We start from the raw sequence: 12,234 nt of genomic DNA, 5'->3' as shown, positions 1-12,234 counted from the left end.
GGCCCCGACCACCGTGGCCTTCGCCCTGCGCAAACGCGGCCCGAGCAAGTTCGAGCGGGCCGCGGACGGCTCGATGACGCTGATCGAGCACATCCGTGAGCTGCGCAACCGGCTGTTCAGGGCGTCGCTGGCGATCCTGGTCGGCTTCGGCTTCGGCGTCTGGCTGGCCAAGCCGGCCCGCAAGCTGCTGGCAGAGCCGTACTGCAGCCTGCCCGGCAGCCGACTTGCCGACGGACGGTGCAACTTCGTTCAGCTCGGTCCGGCCGACCTGTTCCTGCTCGACCTGAAGATCGCGCTGTGGGTCGGGTTGATCGTGGCCGCACCGGTCTGGCTCTACCAGCTGTGGGCGTTCATCGCGCCCGGTCTGCACCGGCACGAGCGGCGCTACGCGTACGTCTTCACCGGGCTGGCGGCGCCGCTGTTCGCCGCCGGGGCGGTGCTGGCGTACTTCGTGACCGCGAAGGGCCTGGAGTTCCTGCTGCAGGTTTCGGGCGACGACATCAACACCACCCTCGACATCACCCGCTACATCTCCTTCGTCACGAACCTGATCCTGCTGTTCGGGGTGGCGTTCGAGTTCCCGCTCATCGTCCTGATGCTCAACTTCGTGGGCATCGCCAGCGCAAAGCGGCTGCTGAGCTGGTGGCGGGTGGCGGTGTTCGTCTTCTTCGCCTTCGCGGCGGTGGTGACTCCCACCCCGGACCCGTTCGGCATGACGGCGCTGGCCATCTGCCTGTGCGCGCTGTACTTCGCCGCGGTCGGCGTCGCGTTCCTCAACGACCGGCGCAAGGGACGCGGCAAGGAGGTCTACGCCGGCATCGGCGACGACGAGGTGTCGCCGCTGGAGTTCGACGCCGCGCCGGTCGAGGCGGGGCAGCGGGTCGAGGCGAGCGCCCCGATCGCCGCGCCGGAGCCGATCACGAAGCCGGCACCGGTCGACCGCCGCTACGACGACATGACCTGACCGCGCCGGCGGCACCGGTGACGACACGAGCCCCCGTCGGGGGCTCGTGTCGTTTTCGTCGGGGAGGGGCCGTGGTGCTCTCGACGTGTGCGCGGTGGGGCCTATAGCGCAGGAGTGCTCCGCCGTCAGCCATCAGTCGGCAATCCGTCACGAGGCATTCGCAAGCCGCCACCGGGTTATCAGGTCACTACGATGTGTCGACGTGCCCGACGAGGGAGGTCACCCACGTGCGTCGTTGGACGTTCCGCCCTCCGTCCGTCACCGCGCGGGCCGCACCCGCACCGCGGCGGCGCGGGCTGCCCGCCACCCGGATTGCCGCGCTGCTGGGTGCCGTCGCCGGGGCCTTCTTCCTGAGCGCGCTGCTCGGCGCCGACCCGGCCACCGCCGGGGACCGGACCGGCGCCACCCCGAACACCATCCCCACGCCGGCCGTCGTCACCCTGCTTGAACGAGCCGTGGACGCGGTCGACCCGCCCGGTCCACCTCCCGCACCGCGCGGAACCGGCAGACCGCCGATGGAGGCCGGCGAAGCGGACCGGGGCCGCGTCCTGACCTCGTCCGGCCGGCGGGGCCGGTCGCCCGGGCGCGCGGGCGTCGCCGGGGCCGACCCCGCGACGGCCACCGACCTTCTCGCCGCCCGGGCGGCCCGGGTGACACGGGGCATGCCCAGGGACCGGGACGACGCGCGCGGCCAGCGCCGGGGGGACGAGCGGAAGCGGGACCGGTCCGGGGCCGGCGCGGTGCCCGTGGCGGCGTCGGCCGTGGTACGGCCGGTGACCACGAAGGCGCGAGCCGTCCGGAAACCCGCGGTCACCGGAGGAACGACCGTCGTCGGACCGCTGGCGCGCACGGCCCGGTCCACGACGGCCGGCGTGCTGACCCGGGTCACCGGGGCGGTCGGCGTCGCCGTTCCGGTTCTCGCCACGAGTCCCGTCCACCCGGGAGAACCCTCGTCGCCTCGCGCCACCGTCCCGGACGCGCCGACTCCTGCCGCCGCGTCGGGTACGGTGCCGCCCGCCCTCCCGGGCCCGGCGCGGCCCGCCGCGGGGACGACCGGACCGGAGGGTGCCGCGCACCGTCCGCCGCGGGTCGCAGGGTCCCCGCTCGCCCCCGCACCGGCCTCGGACGGGGGGACGTGGTGCCCCGAGCCGTCCGGCGAGACGTCCGCCGGGACGGTGCCCCGCCCGGCGGCCCCGCCGCCCGGCGCGCCGACCGCTCCGGACGACGACTGCGCCACCACCACGGACGGCGGCGGCGGGCCGGCGTCCCCGCCGGCTGTCGCCGCGGAGCGCCCGACGCGAGCCGGTCGCGCGCCCGTACGCCCGTCGGTGGCGCCCGGTGACCGGCTCGCGGGAACGGACGCGCGGCCCGGCTGAGTCCCGGCGGACCCCCGCCCGTGCGGTCGTTGCGGCCCTCCGGCCGCTCCGCCCGGTGCGTGGCCGCTCAGGTCCCGTGACCGTCGTGACCGTCGGCGGGTCGCGGGACGGGACCCGGTTCGTCCGCGCGGCTGCCCGAGCGGTCCCGTCAACGGGACCAGCCCGTTGCCGCGCAACCCCGAGATCGGAGCTTGCGTTGATCCGCGTTGTCGTTTCGGAGGCGATGGGCCTGCTGCGCACCGCGCTGTGCGCCGCCCTGTCCAGTGAGGAGGACATCGAGGTCACCGCCGAGGTGACCGACGTGGCGGACCTGCCCGGCGTGGTACGCCGGCACCGGCCCGACGTGGTGCTCGTGGACCTGGCGCCGGACGTACCGGCGCCGGTCGAGGTCGTCGCCGAGATCACCGGGGTGGCACCCGACACGGCGGTGCTGGCCATGGACAGCCGGTGGAGCCCGGCCTCGGTCGGGGACCTGCTGGCGGCCGGCGCGCGGGGCCTGGTGGGCAAGGACACCCCGCTGCCGGCGCTGGTCGGTGCCGTCCGCGAGTTGGCGGCCGGGGGGAAGGTCATCGACGCGGCGGCTGCGGTGACGGCGCTGCATCCACCGTCCAGCCCGCTGACCCGTCGGGAGGTGGAGGTGCTGCGGGCAGCCGCGGAGGGGCTGCCGGTGAAGGAGATGGCTCGCCGGCTCTATCTGGCGCACGGCACGGTGCGCAACCACCTGTCGGCGATCATGCGGAAGACCGGCGCCCGGAACCGCATGGAGGCGGTGTGGCGGGCCCGGCGCGACGGCTGGATGTAGCGGTCCGGTCAGCGGTCCGGGCGGGACTGCCCGGACCGCGGCCCGCACCGTCCGGACGGGACGGTGCGGGCCCGCGTCACCGAGCGGCACCCGGCGGTACGTGTTTGAATGCTGACGGCCCGTGATCGACCAGACCGCGCTCGGGAGGCCCGGTGATCCGAACGCTGCTCGCGCTCGACGGTGCCCTGGTCCGGGGTGCGCTGTCACTCGTGATCGCCGCCGAGGAGGACATCAGCGTGGTGGCGGAGCTGGACCGGGGCGACGACATCTCACCGGCGGTCCACGCGCAGCGCCCCGATGTGGCGGTCGTCGACCTCGACCTCGCCACCGGGGCCGCCACGGTGGGGCAGTGCCCCCTGCTGGTGCTCGCCGACCGCCGCCGCGCGGCCAGCCTGCACCGGGTCCTCGTGCCGGGGCGGACCGTCGGCATCCTCGGCAGCGACGTCGCCCCGCAGCGGGTCGTGGACGGGATCCGGCGGCTGGCCCGGCGGGAGTCCGTCGTCGACGCCGACCTGGTGCTGGCCGCGCTCACCGCGGACAGCCCGCTGACCACCCGGGAGACCGAGATCCTGGACCTCACCGCGGCCGGGGCGCCGGTCGTGGAGGTCGCCCGGGCACTCGGCCTCGCCCCCGGGACCGTACGCAACCACCTCCGGCGGATCACCCGCAAGGCGGGCGCGCGGACCAGGGTGGAGGCGGTGCGGGTGGCCCGCGAGGCCGGCTGGATCTGACGGCGCTGGGGCGGGTCAGACCCGGCCCAGCGCGACGTCGGCTGCGGGCGCCACGTCCTCCCAGTGACCGACCAGTTCCCGGTAGGTGGGCGAGCGCCGCAGCAGGTCGCCGTGGGAGCCCACGAGCGGCCGGTCGCCGTCGAACACCAGCACCCGGCGGGCCCGGGTCGCCGAGCTGATCCGGTGCGCGACGACCACCAGGGTGCCGGGCCGACGGGCGAAGGCGTGTTCGACGGTCGCCTCCAGCGTCGGGTCCAGGTGGCACGTCGCCTCGTCGAGGATCACCAGCGGCGCCGGGGCGAGGTAGGCCCGGACCGCGGCGACGAGCTGCCGTTCCCCGGCGGACAGGGCGCCCGGGTCGATGTGCGCGGCGAGGCCGCCGAGGCGGGTGACCAGGGGACGGGCCCCGAGGGCGTCCACCGCGGCCGCCACGGTCGCCTGGTCCGCCTCCGGGTGGAGGTAACGGAGGTTCCCGGCCAGGGAACCGCTGCGGACGTACGCCTCCTGCGGCACCAGCACCCGCAGCCCGGCCAGCGCGCCGGGCGGCGTGCCGGCGACCGGCACGCCGGCCAGGTGCACCGCGCCGGACTCCGGCGGCACCAGGCCGGCGACCAGGGCGGCCAGGGTGGACTTGCCGGCGCCGCTCGGGCCCACCACCGCCAGGTGCTCGCCCGCGGCCACCGTGAGGCTGAAGTCCGCCAGGACGGGTCGGGCGTGCGGGCCGTACCGGAAGGTCAGGCCGCGTAGCCGGATCGCCGGCGGCGCGGCGGCGTCGACGACGGAGCACGGCGCCGGGTCGGGCCCGGCCGGGGTCCCGCCGGCGGCCGGCGGCGCGGGCGCCGACCGCGGCAGCGGGCAGGTGCGCAGGATGCGGTCCAGGGTGACCGCGTAGCGCAGGCCTCCGCCGCCGACGCCCTGCACCACCGCGTGCAGCGCGGGTTGCAGGCCGGTGGTGACATAGACCAGCGCACCCAGTACGGCGCCGGTGCTCAGCCCCTGCCGCACCAGCCAGGGAGCGGCCAGCACCAGCACCGCCACCGGCAGCCAGCCGCCCAACCCGAGGCTGAGGCTGCGCAGCGCCGCCATCCGGGCCAGCGTCCGTTCCGCCCCGGCCAGCGCGGTCACCCGCCGGTCCACCCCCGCCACGACCCGGTCCTGCGCGCCGCAGGCGACGACGTCGCGGTGACCGGCGAGCGCGGACGCCGCCGACCGGCCGAGTTCCTCGCCGGCGGTCACCTGGGCCCGCTGGTGTGCCACCATCGCCGGCAGCGCCGCCCCGAACACGGCCAGCCCGGCCACCAGCGGCACGGCCACCGCCGCGGCCAGCGGCGGCGCCAGGGCGAGCAGGCCGAGCAGGGCGGCGCCGGCGGTGAACAGGAACCCGCGGACCACCAGCACCAGCCCGCCGAAGGTGTCCCGGACGACCTCCACCTGGTGGGTGAGCCGGGCCACGGCGGCGCTGTCCGGCCGGCCGCCGGCCCGCGTGGCGTCGTGCAGGGCGGCGTCCACCACCCGGGCGGCCAACTCGTCGCGGAACGGCTCCACGACCGCGCCGAGGCTGCGGTACACCCGTCCGGTGGCGGCCGCGCCGACCAGCACCGCCACCGCGAGCCCGCCCAGCCAGGTCAGGCCGGTCGCGAACTGGCCGGCCAGGAAGCCGCGGTCGACGGCGCGGGCCACGAGCAGCCCGCCGAGCAGCGCCGGCAACGACTCGACCACCGACCAGGCGGCGAGCCGGCCCAGCGCCCGGCGTCGGGCGCGCAGCGCCGCCCAGGTCGTCCCCCGCACGCCGGAGCGGCTCACGGGGCGTCCCCGCCGGGTGCGAACACCGCCCGGTAGTCGGGGTCGGCCCACAGCCGCCGGTGCGGTGCCAGCGCACGGAGCCGGCCCCCGTCGAGCCAGGCGACCAGGTCGGCGGCCGCCGCCGTCCGCGCCCGGTGGGTCACCACGAGTCGGGTACGGCCGCCGCCGCCGTCCGCCACCGCCCGGGCGATCCGGTGTTCCGTGGCGGTGTCCAGGCTGGACGTCGCGTCGTCGAGGACGAGCAGCCGTTCGGCGGGGTACGCGCGGGCCAGCCCGAGCCGTTGCGCCTCGCCGCCGGACAGCGGCGCGTCCACCAGCCGGGTGCGGTACCCGTCGGGCAGCCGGGCGACCACGTCGGCGACCTGCGCCGCACGTGCCGCGGCGAGGACCGCCGCCGTGGCCGGGGCGCCGCCGTCGGGCGGTCGCGCCGACGCGCCGGGCAGGGCGAGCCCGATCGCGTCGTGCACCGTCTCGCCGACCAGGGCCGGACGGTCGAAGGCGTGCCCGACGGCCCGGCGCAGCGCGGCCCGGCGCAGCCGGCGCAGCGGCACCCCGTCGAGCAGCACCTCACCGGCGTCCGGGTCGTACAGCCTGCCGGCCACCGCCGCGAGGGTCGACTTGCCGGCGCCGGACGGCCCGACGACGGCCACCATGGCGCCGGCCGGGACGGTCAGGTCCACGCCGTCCAGGACGGGGCGTCCGTCCTCGGTACGCACGCGGACGTCCCGCAGGCGCAGTTCCCCGCGGCCGGGTGGCAGCGGGTCGGGGCCGTCGAGGCGTACCGGGTGGGCCAGCGGCTCGGCGATCCGGCCGGCCGCCGCGCGGCTGCGGACCAGCCGGTGCAGGGTGGCCAGCACCGCACCCAGCCCGGCACCGAGGGCCGCGTACTGCACCGCGGCGACCAGTTGGCCGGGGGTGAGCCACCCGGCGGTGAGCGCGTACCCGCCGGTGGCCACGACGGCCACCTGCAGCAGCGGCCCGACGGCGGCGGTGCGGGCGCTCGCCCTGGCCAGCAGCCGCCAGCCGAGCAGGCCGTACCCGTTCAGTTCGGGTAGGGCGGCCAGCACGCGGGCGCGTTCCCGGTCGACGGTGGCGGCTGCGGCGATGGTGCGGGCGCCGGTGAGCGCCTCCAACAGCCGGCCGGCGATCGCCCCCAGCACCCGCTGGTAGCCGGCGACGGCGGCGGAGGCGTCGGTGACGAAGGCGCGCATGAGGACCGTGAGCAGGGCCAGCCCGGCGAGCAGGGTGACACCGAGCAGCGGTTCGATGAGGGTGAGCGCCACCACGCTGCCGAGCGGGGGCAGGAGCGCGACCACGCCCAGCACCACCGCGGGGCCGGCCTGCCCGGCGTCCGCGGCCTGGGAGACGAGCCGGCCGACCAGGTCGCCCACCGGGTACCGGCGGACGGTGCGTACGTCGGCGGCGAACAGGTGGCGCAGCAGGCGCCGGCGCAGCAGCGCGGTGGCCCGGGCCGTGCCGTACCCGGTGCCGAGGTCCCCGACGGTGTCGGTGACCATCAGGACGGCGACCAGGCCGCAGGCCGCGGCCGGCCACCAGGCGGAGCGGTCTCCGCCGACGGCGGCGTCGACGGCGAGCCCCAGCGCGGCGGGGAGCGCCAGTTCGGCGGCGGCGCCGGTGAGCGCGACCGCCCCGAGCGCGACGGTCCACCCGCCGCCGTCGCGGACGACGCGGCGCAGCAGCCGGTCGGCGCCGGTCGGCGTCGTCCCCATCGGACCCTCCCTTTCGTACGTGCGGCCCTGGACGGGTACGTCTACCCGTCCAGGGCCTCGCGTGTCGACCTGGTCAGTTGCAGGTCGTGACGGACAGCGAGCTGTCGCCGCAGAGCAGCAGGCTCGCCCGGCTACCGCCACCGGTGCGGTCGGCGGGGGCCATCTCCAGGCCCTGGAGGTCGAGGAGCGCCATGTCGTGTCACCTCCTTCCCGTGCTGGTCGGTCGGGTCGGTCACCCTCGTGGTGACGAGGGGGTCTGGGGCACGCCCGTCAGGGGCGTGAGGAACGGCAGGGCCGCCGGTGCGTCGCGCCGCGCGGTGGCCAGCGCCAGCAGCACGCCGGCCGTGCCGGTGCCGAGGTCCATGGACAGGCGCAGCAACTGCTCGCCGGGGAACGCGGTGCCGTCCCGGAACGGCAGGGCGTGCCACGCGAGCCGTTCCACCTGGGCGTCCGTCTCGCGCCGCCGCTGGGGATCGTCGGGGTACGCCGCGAGGTAGGCGACGATGCCGGCTCGGCCGGCGAAGAGGCCCGACTGCGCGTAGAACGGGGACCGGGCGGCGCGGCGCACGCCGGCGCTGGCCTCGGCGAACCGCTCGTCGGCGCGGTGCCGCAGGAACTGGTCGAGCACGAGCCCGATGCCGACGCTGCCCTGCCCGAGGTAGGGCATGGTTCGCCAGCCCTCGTTGACCTCCAGCGCGCCGTCCGGCCGGACCACGCAGCGGCGCAGGTCCTGACGGAGGGCGGTCGCGGCGTGGTCCAGCAGGGCCGGGTCGCCGGTCAGCTCGTGGAGCCGCACCATCAGCAGCGCCGGCCCGGTCCGGCCGCGCAGCAGCCCGGCGTACGGGTGCCGCCCGCCGCTGACGGCCGGCCCGGGATCGTCGGCGAGCCGGTCGACGACCCGCTCGGCGGCCTGCCAGGCCGCGTCGCGCAGCGCCGGCTCGCCGGTGCGGCCGGCCAGTTCGGCGAGGTTGAGCGCGATCCCGGACAGGCCGCTCGCGAGGCTGTGGTCGAGGCCGGTCAGCGGCTCGCGGAGGCAGATGTCGAGCACGTCGAGCGCGTCCTGCCGGCGGCCGAGCAGTTCCAGGGCGTACGCGACGCCGTGCAGCCCGTCGTAGAAGCCGCACCGGGTACCGGGCGCGGGAGCCGTGGCCCGGCGGACCAGCCATCGCTCGTGGTCCGGCCGGCGTCCGGCGCCGCTGACGTGCAGCGCGTAGAGGACCCCGGCCGCGCCATGCGCCAGGTTGAGGCCGCCGCTGCGGAACTGCTCGATGTCGCCGGGGAAGAGTCGGTCGTCGCGGTCCGGTGTCGCGCTGGCGAGGACCGCCCGGGCGAGCCGGTGCCGGTGGGGCGCCTCGACGCCGACGGTGAGGTCCGGTGCGTCGTCGGTGGCGGCGGTGGGCCCGCCGAGGATCTCCGCGACCGCGGCGTCGAGGCGGTCCTTCGGCACCGGGAAGTGCGCGGCGATGACGTCGGCGAGGTGCGCTGCCTTGCCGGGCGCCAGGCGGACGAGTTGGGTCAGCGGCAGGAACAACGCCAGGTGCAGGCAGGCCAGGGCGTACCGGTCGACGGCCGGTCCGGTCCGGTCCCGGGGTGCGGCGAAGCCCTGGTTGCGCAGGCCCGGCCGGCGGTGCCCGTCGATCGGGGCGGCGACCTCGAAGTCGACCAGCGCGATCCGGTCGTCCGGGCGGACCATGACGTTGAACAGGTGCAGGTCGCCGTAGACGAGGCCGCGCTCGTGGATGGCCCGGAGCACCTCCTCGACCTGCCGGTGGACGTCCAGCGCCCACCGGGTGTAGTCGGCGCGGTCGGCGTCCGTGGCGTCGGCGTCGATCAGCGGGAACCGGTCGACCAGGACCTTGTTCAGCGGGCGGCCCTCGATGAACTCCAGGGCGAGGAACCGGTGCTCCCCGAGGGTGAACTCGTCGTGCACCCGGGGCACCTGTGGCAGGTCGGCGAGCCGGCGCAGCGCGTCGGCCTCCCGGGCCAGTCGGGCGACCGCGTCGGTGCCGTCGGCGTCCAGGCCGGCGTGCGGGCGGGCCTCCTTGAGCACCACCTGCGTGTCGGTACGCAGGTCACGGCCGACGTAGAGCCCGCCACCGTTGGAGAAGTGGATGACCTTCTCGATCCGGTACGGCACCTCGTCGGTGCTGGTGGCGTTGCGCGCGGCCAGGTGCGGGCCGAGGAACTCGGGCAGCGTCACCCAGGACGGCACGTGGAAGACGGGGTCCCGGCGGTCGGGGACGAGCGTGCCGGTGTCGTCCTCGATCGCGGGGACCACCTGACCGTCGGGGGAGTGGCAGTATCGGGCGGCGAAGCCGCCGTAGCGCACGTACACCGGGCCGGTGCCGTGGCGCAGGTCGCTGAGGATGTACGGGCCGGTTTCGCCGGCGAGCAGATCGTCGAGTTCCTTGCAGACGAGTTCCAGCTCCGCGTCGTCGCGGGGGTAGACGGTGACGAACTTGCCGCTGGCCGCGCGGGAGGCGTACTTGGAGTTGCGCAGCAGCAGGGTGCGTGGGCCGCGCAGGAACTTGAAGGACAGACCGCGCGGGACGCAGTAGTCCCACACGGTGTCGAGCACCCGCTCGGCGTTGGTCAGGGTCGCCGTCACGTGGATCTTCCAGCCCTGCTGTGGCAGCGTGCCGCCGTCCGGGGCGTAGATCAGCCAGTCGTCCAGCGACTCCGAACGCCAGCCGTCGGGCACGGGCCGTCGGGCCGCGGTGAAGGTGGGCTGCTCGACGGCGCTGCCGAGCGTGTCGTAGAACAGCCGGTCGGCGGCGCAGTAGCTGTCGTAACGATCGTCCACCGTGACCACTCCCTCCGCTGTTCGGCCGATCCCTCGGTTCTGCTGGCGGATATGAGTCTGTCCGTTCGGGGAATGGCGGATCCAGTGCGATCGGTCATGACGATGGATGCGTGCCGCACGGTCGGTCGTGACAAAAGTCAGATGCGCGTGGGACAGCGGCACGTACGCGCCAGTCACCGATCCCGGAAGCGGCGCCGGCCCGGCAGGCGACCCCCGTACGGCGATGCCCGGTCGGCCGGCCGGCCGGCGCGGAGGGCCCGCACCGGCGGGTACGGTGCTCGCCGTGACCGCAGCCGATCACCCATCCGCCGCCGACGGGCCCGTCGCCGTCCTCGCCAACCCCACCGCCGGCCGGGGACGCCACCGGGGGCTGCTGCCCCAGGTGCTGGAGCGGCTCGCGGCCGCCGGGCGGCCGGTGCGGGTGCTGGACGCGCGCAGCGCGGTGCAGGCGCAGGCGGCCTGTCACGAGGCGGTGGGGGAGGGGGCGTCGGCCCTGGTCGCGGTCGGCGGCGACGGCACCGTCCACCTGGCCCTGCAGGCGGTGGCCGGCACGTCCGTGCCGTTCGGCGCGGTGCCGGCGGGAACCGGCAACGACTTCGCCGTCGACACCGGCTTCCCGGCCGACCCGCTCGCGGCGGCCGACCTGATCGCGGCTGCGGTACGCGAGAGGCGGTCCCGCCCGGTCGATCTCGCCCGGATCGCCGCCGCCGACGGCACCCACCGCTGGTACGGGGCGGTGCTGGCGGCGGGCTTCGACGCGATCGTCAACGAGCGGGCCAACCGGATGCGCTGGCCGCGCGGCCCGCGCCGCTACGACCTGGCGATCCTGGTGGAACTGGCCCGGCTGCGGCCCCGCCGCTACACGCTGCGCCTGGACGGGGAGACCCACGAGACCGACGCCGTCCTGGTGGCCGTCGGCAACTGCCCCACGTACGGCGGCGGTATGCGGATCTGTCCCGCCGCCGACCCGACCGACGGGCTGCTCGACGTCGTGGTGGGCGGGCGGTTCGACCGGCGCACCCTCATGCGGGTGAAGCCACGCATCTACGAGGGCACACACGTCGAGCACCCGCTGGTGCGCAGCTACCGGGCGCGGACCGTGGAGGTGGCCGCGGAGGGCATCACCACGTACGCCGACGGCGAGCGGGCGATCGACCTTCCGGTGACCATCACCGCGGTGCCGGGTGCGGTGCGGCTGCTGCGCTGACCCGGACCGCGCCGACACTGGCCGCGATCACCAGGCCGATCGCCAGCACCTCGGCGACGGTCAACGCCTGCCGCAGCACCAGCCAGCCGGCCAGCGCGGCGATGGCCGGACCGAGGCTCATCAGCACGGCGAAGGTCGCGGTGGGCAGCCGGCGCAGGGCGAACAGCTCCATGGTGTACGGCACCACCGAGGAGAGCAGCGCGACCGTCCCGCCCAGCGCCAGCACCACCGGGTCCAGCAGTGCGGCACCGGCGTCGGCCACCCCGATCGGCAGGGTGAGCAGGGCGGCGACGGTCAGCGCCAGGGCCAGGCCGTCGGCGCCCGGGAAGCGGCGCCCGACCCGGGCGCTGAGCACGATGTAGGCCGCCCACATGGCGCCCGCGCCGAGCGCGAGAGCGGCGCCGACCGGGTCGAGCCGGTCGAAGCCGCCCTGGCCGAGCAGCGCCACCCCGGCGAGGGCGAGCAGCGCGCAGGCCCAGCTGGCCGCACGGCGGGCGGTGAACACCGACAGCGCCAGCGGGCCGAGCACCTCCAGGGTCACCGCCGGGCCCAGTGGGATGCGTTCGATGGCCTGGTAGAACAGCGAGTTCATGCCGGCCAGCGCCACACCGAACGCGGCGGCCGCCGCCCAGTCGCCCCGGCCGTGCCCGCGCAGTCGGGGCCGGCACACCGCCAGCAGCAGCACGGCGCCCACGGTCAGCCGCAGCGTCACCGCCCCGGCGACCCCCGAGCGGGGGAAGAGCAGGGCGGCGACGGCCGACCCGAACTGCACCGACAGCGCCCCGCCGAGCACCAGTCCCACCGGGCCGAGGCCGCCG

The 12,234-nt window shown here is 76.4% G+C and carries 10 protein-coding genes; 5 read left to right on the top strand and 5 right to left on the bottom strand.

Features of this window, described 5'->3' with window-relative positions; genetic code table 11:
* The first annotated feature begins 13 nt into the window (after positions 1-13).
* The 4 genes from tatC (at position 14) to AB0873_RS09105 (ending at position 3,873) form a co-directional block, all read left to right on the top strand.
* Positions 14-964, top strand: a complete 951-nt coding sequence (gene tatC / locus AB0873_RS09120; RefSeq protein ID WP_366599108.1) for a twin-arginine translocase subunit TatC — start codon at positions 14-16, stop codon at positions 962-964.
* Positions 965-1,191: 227 nt separating this feature from the next.
* On the top strand, positions 1,192-2,340 hold the full coding sequence (locus tag AB0873_RS09115; RefSeq protein ID WP_366599107.1) for a hypothetical protein: 1,149 nt from the start codon (positions 1,192-1,194) through the stop codon (positions 2,338-2,340).
* A 196-nt stretch (positions 2,341-2,536) separates the two neighbouring features.
* Positions 2,537-3,142, top strand: a complete 606-nt coding sequence (locus AB0873_RS09110; RefSeq protein ID WP_366599106.1) for a response regulator transcription factor — start codon at positions 2,537-2,539, stop codon at positions 3,140-3,142.
* A 152-nt stretch (positions 3,143-3,294) separates the two neighbouring features.
* Positions 3,295-3,873: a response regulator transcription factor gene (locus AB0873_RS09105; protein ID WP_366599105.1), complete on the top strand. Its 579-nt coding sequence runs from the start codon at positions 3,295-3,297 to the stop codon at positions 3,871-3,873.
* Positions 3,874-3,888: 15 nt separating this feature from the next.
* Here AB0873_RS09105 and AB0873_RS09100 read toward each other — a convergent pair whose 3' ends face one another.
* From AB0873_RS09100 to lanKC, 4 genes are all read right to left on the bottom strand, one after another.
* Complete coding sequence (locus AB0873_RS09100; protein WP_366599104.1) at positions 3,889-5,676, bottom strand: ATP-binding cassette domain-containing protein; 1,788 nt, start codon at positions 5,674-5,676, stop codon at positions 3,889-3,891.
* Positions 5,673-7,406 carry an ABC transporter ATP-binding protein gene (locus tag AB0873_RS09095; RefSeq protein WP_366599103.1) on the bottom strand — a complete coding sequence of 578 codons (1,734 nt, stop codon included), beginning with the start codon at positions 7,404-7,406 and terminating at the stop codon, positions 5,673-5,675. Before AB0873_RS09095 ends, AB0873_RS09100 begins: the two co-directional genes overlap by 4 nt.
* Before the next feature lie 73 nt (positions 7,407-7,479).
* A complete protein-coding gene (locus AB0873_RS09090) occupies positions 7,480-7,599 on the bottom strand; it encodes a SapB/AmfS family lanthipeptide (protein ID WP_013734295.1) in 120 nt (39 codons plus the stop codon).
* A gap of 39 nt (positions 7,600-7,638) precedes the next feature.
* Entirely contained in the window at positions 7,639-10,209 is a 2,571-nt protein-coding gene (lanKC, locus tag AB0873_RS09085) for a class III lanthionine synthetase LanKC (RefSeq protein WP_366599102.1), read from the bottom strand.
* Positions 10,210-10,492: 283 nt separating this feature from the next.
* Here lanKC and AB0873_RS09080 point away from each other — a divergent pair, with 283 nt between their 5' ends.
* Complete coding sequence (locus AB0873_RS09080) at positions 10,493-11,416, top strand: diacylglycerol kinase (protein WP_366599101.1); 924 nt, start codon at positions 10,493-10,495, stop codon at positions 11,414-11,416.
* On the opposite strand, the gene AB0873_RS09075 is transcribed toward AB0873_RS09080, so the two are convergent.
* On the bottom strand, positions 11,379-12,212 hold the full coding sequence (locus tag AB0873_RS09075; RefSeq protein WP_230689091.1) for an EamA family transporter: 834 nt from the start codon (positions 12,210-12,212) through the stop codon (positions 11,379-11,381). The genes AB0873_RS09080 and AB0873_RS09075 overlap by 38 nt on opposite strands.
* Positions 12,213-12,234 lie beyond the last annotated feature (22 nt).

Source organism: Micromonospora sp. NPDC047707 (assembly GCF_040704235.1).
GTDB lineage: Bacteria > Actinomycetota > Actinomycetes > Mycobacteriales > Micromonosporaceae > Micromonospora.
The sequence above is the reverse complement of the archived record's forward strand: the minus strand, read 5'-3'. Positions and strand labels throughout refer to the sequence as shown.